The following is a 17717-nucleotide window of genomic DNA, read 5'->3' as shown; positions in this document are numbered from 1 at the left end:
AAATTAAGGAAGTGTCAAAAAATGAGTTTTACATTAAATAAATCGATTATTAAAGAAGTATGCGGAGAGACCTCATATAAAAGAGGTGAAGCTTATTATAAATCAAATAAAGTAATAATAGATCATTATGATGAAAATAAAGAAATTTGCGAGGCAACGGTAAAAGGGAATGAAGATTTTCATGTTACAGTAGAAAAAGCTAAAAAAGGTGATGTTGTTGCGAAATGTAGTTGTCCTTCATTAGCGTCTTTTCAAACGTACTGTCAACATGTTGCAGCCGTACTAATACAAATAAATTATAACCAGCAAACGGGCGGCATGTCCGAAAATATGAGCGGAAATGATCAATTAACGAGCGGGATGTTTCAGTTGTTTGCAGACAAACCACTGCGGCCAAAAAGTAAACAACACCGTTTTGATACACGTGAAATATTAGATGTTGCGTTTATATGTTCACCAGTAGCGACGAAAAGCGGTGGGGCCCTTCTTGGAATTCAGTTAAAACTTGCGAAAACATACTTTATAAATCATATTAGAGAATTTCTTTCTAACGTGGAGAAAAGAGAGACTTTTCATTGTTCCAATGAATTTACATACACACCAGATGTACATAGCTTCAGGCAAGAAACGGATGCGATTATTCAGCAGCTCATTAAAATTTATCATAATGAAAAAATGTATGAGGATACACTGGAAGTACATGCAAAACAAGATGATAGTATGATTTTAATACCGCCAGCTTCATGGAAGGATATGCTTTCTTTACTTTCTAAAGTTGAGTTTGTGGGACTTAATCAAGATGGAAAATCTTTTCATGGTTTACAAATTTCAAAAGGGCTACTTCCTTTACATTTTGAGTTTAATAAAGGGAGTAACGGTGGGTTTACACTTTATATTGACGGCTTACAACAAGTAGAAGTAATGGATACGTATAGTTATGCTCTATTTGGAGGGAAACTGTATCAGTTGAACGCTGAGGATTGTAAGCGGCTTATCGAATTACAAAAAATGATGAATCGTTCTAGTAGTAACCAATTGTATATTCCAGCAGATAAGATGGAGCACTTTGTAGCAAAAGTTGTACCAGGGTTAATGAAGCTAGGAACTGTGCGAATAGATGAGGTAGTAGCAGATTGTGTGGAAACGCCTTCGCTAAAAGCAAAATTGTATTTAGATCGAGTGAAAAATCGTTTGTTAGCAGGTCTCGAATTTCATTATGGAAACGTCGTGATTAATCCGTTAGAAGAGGATGGGCAGCCATCTGTTTTTAATCGTGATGAGAAAAAGGAAAAAGAGATTTTAGACATTATGAGTGAAAGTGCCTTTGCGAAAACGGAAGGCGGTTATTTTATGCATAATGAAGAAGCTGAGTATAACTTTTTATATCATGCTGTTCCAACGTTAAAAGGTTTAGTTGATATTTATGCGACGTCAGCCATCAAATTACGAATTCATAAGGGAGACACAGCTCCTCTTATAAGAGTTAGAAGGAAAGAGAGAATTGATTGGTTATCATTCCGCTTTGATATAAAAGGTATTCCAGAGGCAGAAATTAAAGGGGTATTAGTCGCTCTTGAGGAGAAACGAAAATATTATCGTTTAGCAAGTGGTGCTCTACTATCACTTGAGAGTAAAGAGTTTAATGGTATTAATCAGTTTATAAAAGAATCTAGTATTCGAAAAGAATTTTTAAAGGGCGAAGAAATAGATGTCCCTCTTATTCGTAGTGTGAAATGGATGAATTCACTGCAAGAAGGAAACGTATTAAGTTTAGATGAGTCTGTTCAAGAATTGGTAGAGAACATTCAAAATCCTAAAAAGCTGAAGTTTGCGGTGCCAAGTGGCTTAGATGCGATAATGAGAGAGTATCAAACATACGGATTCCAGTGGATGAAAACACTTGCCTATTATCGTTTTGGCGGCATTTTAGCTGATGATATGGGACTGGGGAAAACGTTGCAAAGTATTGCTTTTATAGACTCTGTTTTGCCGGAAATTCGAGAGAAGAAACTGCCTATATTAGTTGTTTCTCCGTCGTCCCTCGTTTACAACTGGCTTAGCGAGTTAAAAAAATTCGCTCCACATATTAGAGCAGTTATTGCCGATGGAAATCAAGCAGAGCGCCGAAAAATTTTAAAAGATATAACGAAATTTGATGTAGTAATTACGTCATATCCTTTACTGAGAAGAGATATAAGGTTATATGCGCAGCCATTTCATACGCTATTTCTTGATGAAGCACAAGCATTTAAAAATCATACGACGCAAACTGCAAGAGCGGTAAAAACAGTGCAGGCGGAGTACCGTTTTGGATTAACAGGAACACCTGTAGAAAATTCATTAGAAGAGCTATGGTCTATCTTCCACGTTGTCTTCCCAGAATTATTACCGGGAAGAAAAGAGTTCGGTGATTTAAGACGAGAAGATATTGCGAAGCGGGTAAAACCATTCGTGTTAAGAAGGTTAAAGGGTGATGTATTACACGAACTCCCAGAAAAAATTGAGCACTTACAATCATCAGAACTTTTACCAGATCAAAAGAGGCTTTACGCAGCTTATTTAGCAAAGTTAAGAGAAGAAACGTTAAAACATTTGGATAAAGATACGTTACGTAAAAATAAAATTCGGGTTTTAGCTGGTTTAACGAGACTACGGCAAATTTGTTGTCATCCTGCTTTGTTTGTTGATGACTATAAAGGTAGTTCAGCTAAATTTGATCAGCTGCTAGAAATTTTGGAGGAATGCAGAAGTACAGGGAAGAGAATTCTTATCTTTTCCCAATTTACGAAGATGCTTTCGATAATCGGACGTGAATTAAATCGTCAAGCAGTTCCATACTTTTATTTAGACGGGAGTACACCAGCGCAAGAACGTGTAGAGCTATGCAATCGGTTTAACGAAGGAGAAGGGGATCTATTTCTTATTTCGTTAAAAGCTGGTGGCACAGGACTAAATTTAACAGGTGCAGATACAGTTATATTGTACGACTTGTGGTGGAATCCAGCTGTTGAACAACAAGCTGCGGATAGAGCGTATCGAATGGGACAAAAAAATACAGTGCAAGTGATTAAGTTAGTAGCACATGGAACAATTGAAGAAAAAATGCACGAGTTACAAGAGAGTAAGAAAAATTTAATCGCTGAAATTATCGAGCCGGGAGAAGAGAAGTTATCTTCTATTACGGAGGAAGAAATCCGCGATATTCTTATGATTTAATATGGAAAAAGCTATGCTTTCATAGTGATGAAAGCATAGCTTTTTTGTTGTAATAATTATATTTTGTTTTGTACAAAGTAAAGAGATAAAGTGAAACTTTAAATAGTGGGAGTTGTTCGTCTCCCACTATTTATTTTATTTCTTTGTACCTTTACTTTTGTATGGTTTTGCAGCTTTCTTTTTCGCACTTGATTGCCAACGGTTCCATCCTTTACTTCCTGTACCTTGTCCTACACCTTTTTTCGGTTTTGCTTTCGTTTTACTCATATGATCACTCCGTTATATAAAAAATCTGATTTGATAATAGCCAATGTTTTAGAAAAATACTATCGATAAATGACTATGCTTGCTTTAAATAAAAACAAACTGCTTGAATGCTATAGTATATCATGAAATTGCGAGTAAACTGAAAGGAATTATAAAGAAAATGAAAATAATAAGAAATACTGCGGATTCTATATTTCGAACAATCACACTAGTTGTTGTATATATGTTAGTTTCAATTAGTGAAATGTTTTTTGGATTGAAGAGACAAAGGAAATAAAAATGTTATATTAAGAACAATCGGTAAAGGCATAAAATAAAGAATTGAAAAATTTTTTAAAACTTTTTGTTGACTTTATCTATTTTTTGTATAGAATAATCATTAATAAAATGTTTCAGAGATGTGACAATAAAACGACTATGAAAGGACGAGTAGTAGTAGGATGTAGTTTAAGCGAGTCAGGGACGGTGTGAGCCTGATACGAAGCCTATTATGAAGAACCTCCTGGAGTCGCTAACCGAAATCCTTTATAGGAAAGTAGACTTAGCCGGGAACTTCGCCGTTACAAGAAGAACAGTATCGAGATTTTTTAATCTCCGTACTGTATAAGTGAGCAACCTCTGTTGCTAATTTGGGTGGTACCGCGGAACCAAAGTCTTTCGTCCCAGTTTTTTGGGAAAGAAGGGCTTTTTTTGTTGGCTTCTTTTCACAACATCCAAACATTTTAGGAGGAAACCACCATGTATCAATCATTAATGACAGTAAGAGAGACTCAAATCGCAATTAAGGAAGTTAAAACATTTTTCGAGGATCAATTAGCAAAACGTCTTGAACTATTCCGCGTATCTGCACCATTATTCGTAACGAAAAAATCAGGATTAAACGATCACTTAAACGGTGTAGAACGTCCAATTGAATTTGATATGTTACATTCAGGAGAAGAATTAGAAATTGTGCATTCACTAGCGAAGTGGAAAAGATTCGCATTACATGAATACGGATATGAAGCTGGTGAAGGTTTATATACAAACATGAACGCGATTCGTCGTGATGAAGAACTTGATGCAACACATTCCATTTATGTTGACCAATGGGATTGGGAAAAAATCGTTCAAAAAGAATGGCGTACTGTCGATTACTTACAAAAAACAGTACAAACAATTTATGGAATATTCAAAGAATTGGAAGATCACTTATTTGAAAAGTATCCGTTCCTTGGAAAGTATTTACCAGAAGAAATTGTTTTCATTACTTCTCAAGAACTGGAAGATAAATATCCAGAATTAACACCGAAAGATCGTGAACATGCGATTGCGAAAGAACACGGTGCAGTCTTTATTATTGGAATTGGTGATGCACTCCGTTCAGGTGAAAAGCACGATGGACGCGCATCCGATTATGATGATTGGAAATTAAACGGTGACATTTTATTCTGGCACCCAGTACTACAAGCTTCGTTCGAATTATCATCAATGGGAATTCGTGTTGATAGTAAAGCACTTGATGAGCAATTAATGAAAACTGGTGAAGACTTCAAACGTGAGTATGATTTCCATAAAGGTATTTTAGAAGACGTACTACCATTAACAATTGGTGGTGGTATCGGCCAATCAAGAATGTGTATGTACTTCTTACGTAAAGCACATATCGGTGAAGTTCAATCTTCTGTATGGCCTGATGATTTACGTGAAGCTTGCAAGAAAGAAAACATTCATTTGTTTTAATATAAGTGAGAGGGAGAGTGGCTCGAAAATAGAGTTACTCTCCCTTTTTTATTGTGTAAACTGCTGGTTTACAGTGAGTGTTACTAATAGTTTCTTTCTTTTTTATCTCCTTTTATGTAATAATTTGTTAAAGGAGGGGACGTTATGAACTTAGGAGTACAGCTAAAAAACTACGAGAGTCAAAGGGTTTTTCGCAAGAGGATGTTACAAAGAAAATCGGTGTAACTAGGCAAGCGGTGTATAAGTGGGAAAATGATAAAAGTTACCCTGACATTGATAATTTAATTTTATTGAGCGAAATGTACAACGTTACGCTCGATGAATTAATAAAAGGGAATCAAAACTTTAAAGAGAAAATACATATTGATGAAGAAGATGAGGATTTTGAGAAAGAGAATGAGTTTGGTTTTTATATTGGATTTGGTTTGCTAATTATGAGTGCTTTCATTGATTACGAAGGAATTCAAGAGATTTTATTAGGGGCTGCGCTATTCATGATGGTCTTTTATTCCGACGTGAAGAAAGTTATTTTGAATGAATTTCGCTCGTTATTTAAAGGAAAAGATATATATGATAAGAAGTGAGAAGAGTCCGTTATATTTCCTAGGTAAAGGTATTGCGAATAATATAATTGTTTTATAACGATTTTTAGATATAGGTAATATGTTAAAAAGCTGTTTGTATAGAGTCTTGAAATCTATGTGTAAAATGATAATAAAGTTATTTAATTTTAAAAGCTCAAACGAGTATAGCCCCGTTCTAAGGTTAGGACGGGGTTGAAAATTTAAGTTTTATTGAATAAGAATTTTCTTCAAATATTTTTACTTCAGTAATGTATATTTCAGTAAAGGCCTTTTATAAAACGTCACTTACTTATTTGTTACTGAGTTGTTCCGCCAAACCGATTAGAATTCCTTCGGTTCCACGAATGTAGCAGAGTCGATACGAGTCCTCGTACTGAACTACTTCGCCAACGAGCTGAGCACCATGCTTAGTAAGTCTGGATACCATTTCGTCAATGTCTTCAACGGTGAACATGACGCGTAGATAACCGAGGGCGTTTACAGGAGCTGTCCGATGATCTGCTATAGTAGGTGGGGTGAGAAATCGCGAAAGTTCAATTCGGCTGTGGCCATCTGGCGTAACCATCATAGCAATCTCCACGCACTGAGTACCTAATCCTGTTACGCGACCAGCCCATTCACCTTCGACAGTCGCTCGCCCTTCGAGGTTCAAGCCAATCTCCTCGAAGAAAGAGATTGCGTCATCAAGGGATTCTACAACGATGCTGACATTGTCCATTCTTAGTAATTTGTTTTTTGTCATAGTCTTTATCTCCTTATGTGTGAAAATTTATCCCGCTATTTGCGGGCAATAAGACTCCCACCTCAAAATTCGGCGAATGCGAGGAAGTTAGGTGGGAGATAACTTCCTGATTGTTGAATAGAATGACTTTCTTCTATTTTTTAACAATTTTATTGTTCTTTAAACGACTTTATTTTAAACTAAATAACCTTTTTCTCACTTTCCACTATGCAAACAGCTTTCTATTTATATAGGAAGGAAATAGATTAATATAATTTATTTTAATTTTTACAGGTGGAAATTAGCTCATTTGCACTAAAGGCTCAATTTTCGCCATAAATGATTGATGAAGTGCTTCAACACCCGTTACTAAATGAAGACGGTCAATAACGACAGATACTTTAATTTCTGATGTACTTACCATTTTAATATGAATATCTTCTTCTTTTAAAGTAGTGAACATATTTGCAGCAACACCTGGATTAGAGACCATACCAGATCCTACAATGGATACTTTTGCTAAATGATTTTCATATTCTACAGATTCATAGTGAAGTGTTTCTTGATTTTGTTCCAATACCTCTAATGTTTCTTTTAAATCATTAGAATGGATTGAGAAGGAGAGGTGAACAGTTCCTTCATTTGTAATACTTTGAATGATGATATCTACATTAATATGTGCCGCTGCTAATGTAGAGAAGACTGTTGAGAGTGCACCTTGTTCTAATCCTTTAATTGTGACGCGTGTAATATTATCCTCAAATGCAATACCTTTAACGATTGATTGTTGTTCCATGTTACATTCTCCCCTTACAATTGTTCCGTTTTCTTGTTCCATACTTGAGCGAACTTCTAAAATTACATTATGATTTTTAGCAAATTCAACAGCGCGTGGGTGTAATACGCCAGCACCGAGGTTGGCAAGCTCTAACATTTCGTCATAAGAAATTTCATCTAATTTATAAGCATCTTGTACAACTCGTGGATCAGTCGTATATACGCCGGTCACATCCGTATAAATATCACATTTTTTTGCTTTTAGTGCAGCAGCTAATGCGACAGCAGTCGTATCAGAGCCACCGCGGCCAAGTGTGGTAATTTCATTTTCTTCACTTACTCCTTGGAAACCAGCTACTATAACAATCGTGCCTTCAGTAAGGTGAGACTGAATACGAGTAGTGTTAATGTCAATAATCCGTGCACTACTATGTACAGATTCTGTCGTAATATCAGCTTGCCATCCTGTTAATGAAATTGCGTTATAACCTTTTGTTTGTAGTGCCATTGTTAATAATGAAATGGTTACTTGTTCTCCTGTAGATAGGAGCATATCCATTTCACGTTTACTTGGATTTTCAGTAATAGCGTTAGCAAGTGCTACAAGTTTATCCGTACTTTTTCCCATTGCTGAAACGACAGAGACAATACTATGTCCTCGTTCATATTCTTCAATAATTAAATTTGCTACATGTTGAATGCGTTCGACGCTTCCGACAGAAGTACCGCCAAATTTTTGTACAATCGTTTCCATTACGAATTCCTTCTTTCGTCCATTTTTAAGAATAGGTTAGGACATATACAAATCCCAATATTCCTGTAGTTACCAGAGAGAAAAACAAAAAACACCATCTCAAATAAGTGAGGATGGTGCTGTTACAGGAAAAGGGAAACAGAAAACGGAGCTAATAAAAAAACCGCCAAAAAAGGAATATCATAAAAATGATATCTCTTTTTTGTAGATAGCTCTTCATACGTACACGTCTGTACATATGACAGTTCTGTTTCTATTCGAAAACAGCCCCAATTGATAAATGCAGAGAAATTTATCAATTTCGGCAACACTTCCTTTCCTCTAAATTCATAGACATCTCTGTGTCTCCTTTAGAATACTTATAAGCGTTGCAACCTCTATCTCACGTTTTAGGCGAGAGTGTATGATTTATGAAGTTGTTGGTAACATTTGTTTTATAATAATTTAAATTTTTCAGGGAATCAAGTGTTTTTTGTATTTTTTTGAAATTCTATCTTTTTATTAAATTAGTTTGTGAAAAATGTAGCAAAATCGATTCATTGCATGTACATTGAAAATATAGCGCATGGGAGGTGGAAGGATGGGGAAGAAAAAGCCTATTTATGTAGCCACAGAAATGAAAACAACAATGGAGAAACTATGGGCATATACACAAGAGCCTGATATACATACAGAGTGGGATGCTCGTTTTACTGAGATTTCGTATTTAGAAAAAAAAGAGGGAGAACCACAGAAGTTTTTATATAAAACAAAGATCGGATTTGGACTTGAAATAGCCGGAGAAGGGGGATCGATAGGTGAAATAAGAAAAGAAACTGGAGAACGCATTTCCTCTTTAAAATTTTGGACAGACAATCAATTATCACTTATACAAATAGGGCGTGGTTATTGGAAGTATACACCGAATGAAGAACATATTCATTTTGAAACGCAATATGATTATGATACGAGATTTGGTCGTATAGGAAATGTGATAGATTTATATGTTTTTCGTCCACTATTAGGTTGGGCGACAGCATGGAGTTTTGATGCTTTAAAATTATGGTTAGAAAAGGGACTTCATCCTAAGTTGCTAATTAGAAGAACGATGACGTATTGGCTAGTTTGCTTTTTATTTGCTTTCGTATGGTTATATCAAGGGATTGTACCGAAATTGATGTTTACTCATTCAGAAGAAGTAAAGATGCTTTCTGCACTAATCGGATCGAATGAAAGTAGTATTTTTATACTTAAAATAGTTGGATTTTTAGAAATAATATGGGGTGTTATGTGGCTATTGCCACTTCAAAAGCGAAAACTATTTATATTGCATATTATATTGTTGATAGTTTTAACATTAGCGGCAGGATCGACGAATATCGCTAGTTTTACGCAACCGTTTAATCCGATTACATTAAATTTTCTTCTAATAGGGTTATCGATTGTCGGTTATATAAATAGCACTAATTTGCCAAGCGCAAAAAATTGCAAGAGGACGAGAAAGGGATAAGTATATGGTTAATATTTATGAAAGATTATTAGGGGATTCTTATAAAAGGCTTCATCCAAAATTGCAGGAACGATATGCGATAACAAAGGAAAATAGCTTTATTGGGGAAGGGGAAATGGATGAAATTTATGGAGGATCTTTTTTCGTTAAATTAATATTAAAAATTACATCGAAGTTTCGAATGTTTTTCTCTGAGCGAGGGCAAAAAGTTCCGTTTGTGATACATAATACCGCTGAGCGAGATGAACATGGAAATGAGTTTGTACGGTGGAATCGTACTTTTTATTTTCATAATAAGAAAAGATATTTTAACGCTGTTATGCAGTTGGATGAAGAGAATAATGAAATTGTAGATTATTTTGGTGAGCCACATTTACTCGTTTCTACATTGAATTTTTATATTGATGAAAAAGGCGGGATGCATATTTCTTCAAAGAAACAATGGTTTTTTATGTTTGGAAGAAAAATACCGTTACCTAGATTTTTATACGGAGAGGCAAAAATTGTTGAAAGTTATGATGATGCACTGCAATGTTTTCGAATTCATGTACAAGTACGGAATCCGTTAATTGGTTCGTTATTTTCATATAAGGGAACATTTGTGGAAAGGGAATAAACGATATGAAAAATATACTATTTGGGCTTGCTTGCTATATTATTTTTCTAATATGTGAGTGGTCAAATGTAAACCCAGTTGAAGCAATTATTTTATTATCTATTTTGTTATTTATACCGATGTCTTTTTGTATTATTGACAAGAAAAAAAGAAATGGATCGTATGTATTATTTTATAAATTTGTATCGTTTTTATATCCAATCGCAGCAATCAGTGCAATGCTAGCTTTCGTAACAAATCACTATTTCTTTGCGCTACTTTGGTTTGCATATACAGGAATCGTTGCGTTATTTGGTGTAAGTAGATTGTTAGAAAGAGGATGGAAACCGATAGAAGAGACGGCTATCGATAGTGCGTTTATTTATTTGTTTTTAGGTGGTTTTTGGTTTTTTGCTTCAGTAGCAAAGGTTTCAATTATGCACTTTAGTTCTGACATTGTTTTACTTACAGCGGCACACTTTCATTATTCGGCGTTTTTATTACCATTATCAGCGGGTTTAATAGGGAGGAAAAGAGAAAAGAGAAGTAAAGTGTATGATGCTATTATGTTTATCATAGTCATTTCACCTATGACAGTTGCGATAGGAATTACATACTCAAGGATATTTGAATTTTTTGCAGTGTTCATATATTTATGTGCGATTTATGGATATGGAGTTTACGTGTGGAGAACGAAATTCAATGCTATAAGTGCAAAGATTCTCCTTACTCTTTCATCCAGCACACTTATGGTAACAATAATATTTTCACTCATATATTCATACGGAAATTTCAAACAAGTAATGACGATTACAATTGCACAAATGGTTTGGATTCATGGTGTTGTAAATGGAATTGGAGTAGCGTTACCAGCTTTTCTTGGTTGGATGATTGAAAAGAGTACTCCGAATTATAAATATTACGGGAAAACAATGAGCAGGTTAAGAGGAAATGCGACAGTTGGTGAAGCATTTTTACATAACAGAAATTTAATAGATAGCAAGGAATACAAAGGTTTAGTTGATAAAATGAATGATTTTCATAGTGAGGCATTTGACATGACGAAGATTCCTTTAAGTATTATTCGTTTTTATGAAAATACAAAAGAGTATGAGTTACAATCGCATATTAAATGGACTCGTTGGTTCCGCCCGGTTGCATTTTGTTATGAGAAAATGAGTAAGCGTGTAGGACAAATACATTTAGGAATGGGCGGCAAGTGGGAAACGATGCATGGCTCTATCATTGGGATAATAGATGAGAAGGATGGAAGAGAGAATGTAAGGGCTTGGCTAAGAAAAAATGAAGCAGGAGAATCTATTTTTGTAGCTCTTTACTCAAAACATACACATAAGAATGAGACATATATGAATATCGGATTACCTTTACTATATTCGAATATGACGGGAGTTTTGAAATTATGCAATGATGATAATGCTTTAATCATTACAAGTAAGTTAAGAGAGAATGGCAGGGGAGATGAGGGGATTTATTTATATACTCGTTTCTTTACAATACGTTTACCATTAGCAGAGACATTTATCATTAAAGAGAGCGCGAACCAAATGTTAACAGCTCACCATAGAATGTGGATATTCGGAGTCAAGTTTTTAGAAATTGATTATGAGATTAAGAAAATAGAGGAGAAGTAAGAGAAGCTTGGAGAGATTCCAAGCTTTTTATGTATGGGTAATTGTCATAGCAACTTGTTTATCTAAGTCACGATCCCAAACACGTTGAATTTCGAAAGTGCTTTTTTCAAAAAATAATGGGAATCTTTCTTTAAACCACTCTTGCATGGGAAGCTGTAACGCAGAGTCAATTGGAACCCATACTAATTCTCCTTCTGGAGGGTGAGGGAGAAGGTTACCTTCAAATGAATTTGTCCAATAATTGAAAACCATATAGCGAACCTGTTCTTTTGGATTTACATATTCGTCTAATCCTTTAAAGATTAAATTAGAAACAAGTAATCCAGTTTCTTCTTTTACTTCTCTTATAGCGGCTTGAACGATACTTTCTGGGAAATCTACTTTTCCGCCCGGAGCGATGTAACCAGGGAAGCCTAGATGATCCGGCCGTTGTATTAGTAATACTTCATTATTATGCTGAATCATACACATTGTATAAATGCGGTGTTCGATACTTTTCCAATGCTTGCTCATACGAATCTCCCCTCTTATAGTTTAACTATAGTTATTTGTTCCAAAAAATACAATAATAAGACAAAATTATACAAAATGCAATTGACTAGTACTAATTTTCAGAACTATAATTACTCTGTTATATAAAAAATTGTACTTGAGAGGGGAATATATTCTATGAAAAATAGAATAATCGCAGCAGGAATAATCGCAGCTAGTATATTATCTTATTCATCTAGTAGTTTCGCACAAATAAAAACGTTTCCAGATGTCCAAGCAGGGCACTGGGCAGAAGATTCTATTAACTACTTAGCAGAAAAAGGCGCAGTTACAGGTAACGAGAAAGGAATGTTCGAGCCTGGAAAAGAGATCACTCGTGCAGAAGCAGCTACAATGATGGCTAAAATCTTAAAATTACCATTCGATAAAGATGCTAAACCATCTTTCGGTGACTCTCAAAACGGATGGTATACCCCATACATCGCAGCTGTAGAAAAAGCTGGTGTTGTTAAAGGGAAGGGCCCAGGCGTATTTGATCCAACTGGGAAAATTGACCGAGTTTCAATGGCCTCTCTTATTGTAGAAGCTTACAAATTAGATTCTAAAGTAAATGGTACTCCAGCAACTAAATTCAGTGATTTAGAAAAAAGCTGGGGTAAAGCAAAAGCTAACATCCTAGTTGAATTGGGGATTTCTGTTGGTACTGGTGATAAATGGGATCCTGAAAAAATTCTAACTAAAGCAGAGGCAGCTCAATTTATTAAAAAGGCAGATTCTCTTAAAATAGGTAACCCTTTAGTAGAAAAAGTAGTTATTATTGATCCTGGTCATGGAGGATTTGATCCAGGGAATCCAGGGCAAGGTGTAGAGGAAAATAAAATTGTATTTGATACATCTTTAAGATTACAGAAGTTGTTAGAGAAAAATACACCTTTAAAAGCTTTGTTAACACGTGAAGAGAACGGAAATCCAGGAAGTAACAAAAATGAATCTCTTGCGAATCGAGTGAAATTTGGTCAAGAGAACAATGGAGATATATTTGTAAGCATTCATGCAAATTCTTCTGAAAATCATGATGGTTATGGAACAGAAACGTATTACTATAAAAAATCCAAGCGTGGAGAAGAGACACAGATTGAAAAGGATAGCGAAGTATTAGCGAAAAAAATTCAAAAGCGAGTAGTAGAGGCACTACATACAAGAGATAGAGATATAAAAGATGATCATTCATTTTATGTAGTAAATAAAAATACAGTACCAGCAGTTTTAACAGAGCTTGCCTTTATTGATAATAATATAGATAATGGCAAATTAGCTACTGAATCAGGAAGACAAATTGCTGCAGAGGCAGTTTATGCTGGGATTTTAGATTATTATGAGTGGAAAGGTTTCGATGTTTCAAAATATCGTTTAGCTAAATAAAAAATATTAATTGTTAAGTCCATCATCTATATAGAGATGATGGACTTTTTATATGAGTTTATATAATTTTGTATCAAAATAAAAAGATATATCGTATTATGCTGATTATAAATAAAATAATGGTAGATTAGTTTATTTGTATCACGTATACTTTTACTGTTGACTAATTAAGAGTTTGTTAGTTTGATAGGGAAAATTTTATTATAAAGGGAGGCAAGTTAACACGGGACAAGCATATACATAACGTGTTAAAAAATATGAAAAAAATTATTTCTAATGTGTTAGCAGTGACAGTCGCACTTCAAGTAGTGATGGCTCCGGCAACTTCATTTGCAGCTGAAAAAGATTTTCCAGACGTTCCAAAAGGTCATTGGTCGTATAAAGCAATTACTAATTTAACGTCAAAAGAAATTATTGCAGGATATGATAATGGTAAGTTTGGATTCGGGGATGTTGTAACTCGTGAGCAAGTAGCCGCATTAATGTATCGCGCGTTAAAGGCAGAAGCGAAAAGCGAATATAAAAATCCATACTCTGATATTAACGAAGGGACAACAATGTTCCAAAAAGAAATTTTAGCTTTAACAGATATGGGGATTTTCGTAGGTGATGGTAAAGGAACATTTAGACCGAAAGAATCTTTAACTCGTGCTGAAATGGCTGTAATTTTACAGAAAGCCTTTAAACTAAAAGTAAAAGCTAATCATACATTTAATGATGTTCCGAAAGATCATTGGGCAAATGAAGCGATTAGTGCATTAGAGTCTAACGGTGTTGCTGCAGGTAATGGAGCAGGTGCATTTAATCCAACAGGTGTTTTAACACGTGAAGAATATGCACAATTTTTATATAACGCCATGGCATCATATATCGATTTAGATGTAACATTACCTTCTAATGTAACAGCTCAAGAGATTGATAATTATATTAAAAGATATCATCCCGATAGTCCGCTTGTTGGAGTTGGACAAGACTTTATTAAAGCGCAAAACGAGTATGGCGTGAACTCTTTATATTTAGCAGCACATGCAATCTTAGAGTCTGGATACGGGAAATCAGAAATTGCATATCGTAAACATAATTTATTTGGACTACGAGCGTATGATTGGGATCCATTCGCACATGCAAAATATTTACCATCTTATGGATTAAGTATTTCATACAATGCTGATTATGTGAGAAAGAATTACTTAGAACAAGGTGCTAAGTATTTCAAAGGTTACACATTACCTGCGATGAATGTAATGTATTCAACTGATAAAGAATGGGCTGGCAAAATCGCTAATATTATGGAACGTATTAAGCCTTTCAATAACAAAGATTATCAAAATGTAAAACGATTACCGAAAAACCCTAATACATTAAATGTAGATGCATTAGGCGAAACAATTCCGTATAAAGATTATGCAAAAGATGCGAAAGCTACAGTTCAATCAGTAGGATCTTACTATCAAGTTCCATTCCCGTTTAACAACCCAATAAAGAGTGTACCAAATGTTACACAAAATGAAGTTGGAAAATTAGAAAATGGTACAAAAGTAAATGTATATCGTGAAGATCCAAATGGCTGGGTAGAATTCTCACTTGAAAATGCTCAAGAAAAATATTGGACATTGAAGAAGAACTTAAAATTATAAATAAAAAAGGTGTTTTCATATATGAAGACACCTTTTTTATTTATATTCAACACGTAATATTTGTAGATTCATTATGATTTTCTTTTTTATATTTCTACCAATAATTTAACAGTTTCATATATAATTAAAGTTATTAAAGATTGAATTTTCTGTGTTTATTTTTGGGTATTAACTTAATTTGAAAAGAGGAGAGAGATATGCAAGGAGAAATACCAACAGAGAAAAATTTAGGTTATGTCGGTAAATTGTTATTGCCAGTTAAAGTGTCACCGCACTTTAAGTTTTTATGGATTGGGCAATTACTTTCGACTTTAGGTAGTTCGATAACGATGGTTATTCTGCCAGTCGTTGTGTATTCATTAACTGGTTCAACGGTTGTAATGGGAATGACTATGGCAATATACATGCTTCCTAATATTCTTGCGTTACCGTTTGCTGGATTAGTCGTGGATCGAATTGACCGGGTGAAATTGATGTTATTTACAGATATAATTCGCTGTATATTAATGCTCTTATTTGCAACACTTATATTTATGGACATTTTAACAATTCCACTTTTATATGTACTTGTTGCATTATATGGACTTATGGAAGGGATATTTCAGCCGGCATATTCAGCTGTAAGAGCAAAAGTATTTGTACCGGAAATTCGAAATGCAGCTAATGCATTAACGCAAATGAGTAATCAAGGAATACGATTAATTGGCCCAGCACTTGGTGGGTTAATAGTATCAGTTACATCTGCAGGGATAGGCTTCGGACTAGATGCAGCAACGTATTTGTTATCATTTTTATGTTTATTATTTTTAAAAGAAATTAAGTTTAAAAAAGTAAAACCCATTGAAAAGAGTAAGATCGATTACAAACAAGAGTTTATGGAAGGTATTTTAGTTTTAAAAAGTCATCCGTGGTTGTGGATTACCATTCTAGTCTTTTCTTTCGTTAATATTTGTTATGCAGGCGTTATCGTTGTATTAATTCCATGGTTGTTTAATGTTCATCATCATTTTGAAGCTTACGTGTATGGCTTAGGTATGGCTGCTTCTGGTGCTGGAGCTGTAATTGCAGCACTAATTTTTGGTGGGAGGCAGCGGTGGCATAAGAGAGGATTACTTGCGTATGGTGGTGTTTTAATTAGTGGAATGGCGTTATTAATTATGCCTTTCGTTTCTTGGGCACCCGCCTTAATTGGATTAATGGCAATTGAAGGATTCGGTATTATGATATTTGGGCTTATTTGGGAAACAAGTTTACAAGAGCTTGTACCAGAAGAAGCTTTTGGAAGAGTGGCAAGTCTTGATATGTTAGGCTCATTTGCTTTATTACCATTAGGGTATGTGGTGGTAGGCTGGTTAGCTACTGTAATAGGTGGAAAGATAACAATTATAATGCTAGCTATTTTAGTACTCATAACAATTGGAATGGCATTGTCTGTACCAAGTATTCGGCGGTTCGATTGATTATGTAGGCAAAAAGGGGGATGGTATATGACTATAGAAAATCTACATGATTTAGTAGTACATGAGTTGGGATGTAAATACGTTTTGGGAGAAAAGGTATTTGAAGCAAGGAATTTCACGGTGTATATTGCTACTCCTATAGAAAATAAAATGACATATAATCGATTCATCTTAATTAAGCATTTGTCTAATGAAGAGCCTTCAGTACATGTTTGGGACAAAAAAATCTGTGTAGACGCTACAAAAATACATATTGCAAAAGAAGTGACAGAAGCAATTCAATCGGGTTTTGTAAATAAAGAGTAAGCCCTAATCAAATTAGGACTTACTCTTCATTAAACACAAATGTTTGCTTCATTTTTTTACTCTCATGTACTGGATGACCGTTGTAAGAGAAATTCTTTTCTTCCCAAGTAATGACAACTTTAAAATTATGGCTATTAAAGTCTAATGGGAATACCATGTAGTCAAAGCTTGTATGACTTTTTGAAACGTTGTTATTAGATGAAGTAGGATTAAAGGTAGCTTTAGATGTAGGTGTGTTATCAAGTATTTCCACCGATACATTTGCAACATCATTACCAATATTTTTTAAGAGTAAACTATACGTATCATATACACCTTGTTTTGGCTGCACGGCTTGCTTGTTTGAGTTATGAGATTTGTCAATTTCGATATACCACTGTTTAGACTTTGACGCAATTGGTAGTGATTGAAATGTGTATGCACTAGCTTGTATTGGTAGTGCTAAGCAGATTAGTGCAAAGAGAGAAAATATTTTTCGTTTCATCTTTAGAGAGCTCCCATTCTTTAAAGGATTTATTTGTTATTATCTTCTCTTAGTGAAAAAATATACCATATAATGTAAGGGGGTATTGTAAATAAGAGAGGCTGTTTTTTATCTTATAAAAAGAATATGCTAAAAATTC

14 protein-coding genes, 1 pseudogene, 1 riboswitch and 1 other annotated feature are annotated in these 17717 nt (G+C 34.6%); of the genes and pseudogenes, 10 read left to right on the top strand and 5 right to left on the bottom strand.

Translation table 11 applies throughout. From position 1 onward, the window contains the following. The first annotated feature begins 21 nt into the window (after nucleotides 1–21). Nucleotides 22–3216 carry a DEAD/DEAH box helicase gene (locus CQ058_RS04910; RefSeq protein WP_002193110.1) on the top strand — a complete coding sequence of 1065 codons (3195 nt, stop codon included), beginning with the start codon at nucleotides 22–24 and terminating at the stop codon, nucleotides 3214–3216. Between the two features lie 135 nt (nucleotides 3217–3351). On the opposite strand, the gene CQ058_RS04905 is transcribed toward CQ058_RS04910, so the two are convergent. Continuing rightward, nucleotides 3352–3483, bottom strand: coding sequence for a DUF3934 family protein (locus CQ058_RS04905; protein ID WP_000047589.1), 132 nt, complete (start codon nucleotides 3481–3483; stop codon nucleotides 3352–3354). A 408-nt stretch (nucleotides 3484–3891) separates the two neighbouring features. Further along, nucleotides 3892–4151, top strand: a binding site (T-box leader). A gap of 70 nt (nucleotides 4152–4221) precedes the next feature. On the opposite strand from CQ058_RS04905, the gene asnA reads away from it, so the two are divergent. Continuing rightward, a complete protein-coding gene (gene asnA / locus CQ058_RS04890) occupies nucleotides 4222–5205 on the top strand; it encodes an aspartate--ammonia ligase (RefSeq protein WP_002189139.1) in 984 nt (327 codons plus the stop codon). A 144-nt stretch (nucleotides 5206–5349) separates the two neighbouring features. Then, nucleotides 5350–5789: pseudogene (locus CQ058_RS04885) on the top strand (helix-turn-helix domain-containing protein). A gap of 289 nt (nucleotides 5790–6078) precedes the next feature. Here CQ058_RS04885 and CQ058_RS04880 read toward each other — a convergent pair. Further along, nucleotides 6079–6531: a VOC family protein gene (locus CQ058_RS04880; RefSeq protein WP_002189141.1), complete on the bottom strand. Its 453-nt coding sequence runs from the start codon at nucleotides 6529–6531 to the stop codon at nucleotides 6079–6081. A 280-nt stretch (nucleotides 6532–6811) separates the two neighbouring features. Then, the gene (locus tag CQ058_RS04875) at nucleotides 6812–8041 is read right to left on the bottom strand and encodes an aspartate kinase (RefSeq protein WP_002189143.1); all 1230 of its coding nucleotides are present in this window, start codon (nucleotides 8039–8041) and stop codon (nucleotides 6812–6814) included. 201 nt (nucleotides 8042–8242) lie between these two features. Beyond that, nucleotides 8243–8429: riboswitch (Lysine riboswitch) on the bottom strand. A 192-nt stretch (nucleotides 8430–8621) separates the two neighbouring features. On the opposite strand from CQ058_RS04875, the gene CQ058_RS04865 reads away from it, so the two are divergent. From CQ058_RS04865 to CQ058_RS04855, 3 genes are read left to right on the top strand one after another with little or no spacing between them, the layout of a single operon-like run. Next, on the top strand, nucleotides 8622–9530 hold the full coding sequence (locus CQ058_RS04865) for a DoxX-like family protein (protein ID WP_002189146.1): 909 nt from the start codon (nucleotides 8622–8624) through the stop codon (nucleotides 9528–9530). A gap of 4 nt (nucleotides 9531–9534) precedes the next feature. Then, nucleotides 9535–10146, top strand: a complete 612-nt coding sequence (locus tag CQ058_RS04860) for a DUF4166 domain-containing protein (RefSeq protein ID WP_002126740.1) — start codon at nucleotides 9535–9537, stop codon at nucleotides 10144–10146. Between the two features lie 5 nt (nucleotides 10147–10151). Further along, nucleotides 10152–11777 carry a YndJ family protein gene (locus tag CQ058_RS04855; protein WP_002189148.1) on the top strand — a complete coding sequence of 542 codons (1626 nt, stop codon included), beginning with the start codon at nucleotides 10152–10154 and terminating at the stop codon, nucleotides 11775–11777. Between the two features lie 27 nt (nucleotides 11778–11804). Here CQ058_RS04855 and CQ058_RS04850 read toward each other — a convergent pair whose 3' ends face one another. Then, nucleotides 11805–12290, bottom strand: coding sequence for an 8-oxo-dGTP diphosphatase (locus CQ058_RS04850; RefSeq protein ID WP_002189152.1), 486 nt, complete (start codon nucleotides 12288–12290; stop codon nucleotides 11805–11807). Between the two features lie 156 nt (nucleotides 12291–12446). On the opposite strand from CQ058_RS04850, the gene CQ058_RS04845 reads away from it, so the two are divergent. From CQ058_RS04845 to CQ058_RS04830, 4 genes are all read left to right on the top strand, one after another. After that, nucleotides 12447–13691: an N-acetylmuramoyl-L-alanine amidase gene (locus CQ058_RS04845; protein ID WP_002189153.1), complete on the top strand. Its 1245-nt coding sequence runs from the start codon at nucleotides 12447–12449 to the stop codon at nucleotides 13689–13691. A 257-nt stretch (nucleotides 13692–13948) separates the two neighbouring features. After that, nucleotides 13949–15328, top strand: coding sequence for an S-layer homology domain-containing protein (locus tag CQ058_RS04840; RefSeq protein WP_002189156.1), 1380 nt, complete (start codon nucleotides 13949–13951; stop codon nucleotides 15326–15328). A 197-nt stretch (nucleotides 15329–15525) separates the two neighbouring features. Beyond that, a complete protein-coding gene (locus CQ058_RS04835; protein WP_002193108.1) occupies nucleotides 15526–16788 on the top strand; it encodes an MFS transporter in 1263 nt (420 codons plus the stop codon). A gap of 27 nt (nucleotides 16789–16815) precedes the next feature. Continuing rightward, a complete protein-coding gene (locus CQ058_RS04830; RefSeq protein WP_002135550.1) occupies nucleotides 16816–17094 on the top strand; it encodes a hypothetical protein in 279 nt (92 codons plus the stop codon). A 19-nt stretch (nucleotides 17095–17113) separates the two neighbouring features. On the opposite strand, the gene CQ058_RS04825 is transcribed toward CQ058_RS04830, so the two are convergent. Further along, nucleotides 17114–17578, bottom strand: a complete 465-nt coding sequence (locus tag CQ058_RS04825; protein ID WP_002086342.1) for a hypothetical protein — start codon at nucleotides 17576–17578, stop codon at nucleotides 17114–17116. Nucleotides 17579–17717 lie beyond the last annotated feature (139 nt).

The sequence above is a fragment of the Bacillus sp. MYb56 genome (genome assembly GCF_002976445.1).
In the GTDB taxonomy this organism is placed as follows: domain Bacteria; phylum Bacillota; class Bacilli; order Bacillales; family Bacillaceae_G; genus Bacillus_A; species Bacillus_A mycoides.
Note: the sequence above shows the minus strand (reverse complement) of the source record. Positions and strands in the feature narration are given on the sequence as shown.

What these genes read in the sequence shown, in the direction of transcription:
- CQ058_RS04905 (WP_000047589.1), bottom strand. Translation starts at nt 3,483, where the DNA reads ATGAGTAAAACGAAAGCAAAACCGAAAAAAGGTGTAGGACAAGGTACA.
- CQ058_RS04825 (WP_002086342.1), bottom strand. Translation starts at nt 17,578, where the DNA reads ATGAAACGAAAAATATTTTCTCTCTTTGCACTAATCTGCTTAGCACTA.
- CQ058_RS04880 (WP_002189141.1), bottom strand. Translation starts at nt 6,531, where the DNA reads ATGACAAAAAACAAATTACTAAGAATGGACAATGTCAGCATCGTTGTA.
- CQ058_RS04850 (WP_002189152.1), bottom strand. Translation starts at nt 12,290, where the DNA reads ATGAGCAAGCATTGGAAAAGTATCGAACACCGCATTTATACAATGTGT.
- CQ058_RS04865 (WP_002189146.1), top strand. Translation starts at nt 8,622, where the DNA reads ATGGGGAAGAAAAAGCCTATTTATGTAGCCACAGAAATGAAAACAACA.
- CQ058_RS04860 (WP_002126740.1), top strand. Translation starts at nt 9,535, where the DNA reads ATGGTTAATATTTATGAAAGATTATTAGGGGATTCTTATAAAAGGCTT.
- CQ058_RS04875 (WP_002189143.1), bottom strand. Translation starts at nt 8,041, where the DNA reads ATGGAAACGATTGTACAAAAATTTGGCGGTACTTCTGTCGGAAGCGTC.
- asnA (WP_002189139.1), top strand. Translation starts at nt 4,222, where the DNA reads ATGTATCAATCATTAATGACAGTAAGAGAGACTCAAATCGCAATTAAG.
- CQ058_RS04910 (WP_002193110.1), top strand. Translation starts at nt 22, where the DNA reads ATGAGTTTTACATTAAATAAATCGATTATTAAAGAAGTATGCGGAGAG.
- CQ058_RS04835 (WP_002193108.1), top strand. Translation starts at nt 15,526, where the DNA reads ATGCAAGGAGAAATACCAACAGAGAAAAATTTAGGTTATGTCGGTAAA.
- CQ058_RS04830 (WP_002135550.1), top strand. Translation starts at nt 16,816, where the DNA reads ATGACTATAGAAAATCTACATGATTTAGTAGTACATGAGTTGGGATGT.
- CQ058_RS04845 (WP_002189153.1), top strand. Translation starts at nt 12,447, where the DNA reads ATGAAAAATAGAATAATCGCAGCAGGAATAATCGCAGCTAGTATATTA.
- CQ058_RS04840 (WP_002189156.1), top strand. Translation starts at nt 13,949, where the DNA reads ATGAAAAAAATTATTTCTAATGTGTTAGCAGTGACAGTCGCACTTCAA.
- CQ058_RS04855 (WP_002189148.1), top strand. Translation starts at nt 10,152, where the DNA reads ATGAAAAATATACTATTTGGGCTTGCTTGCTATATTATTTTTCTAATA.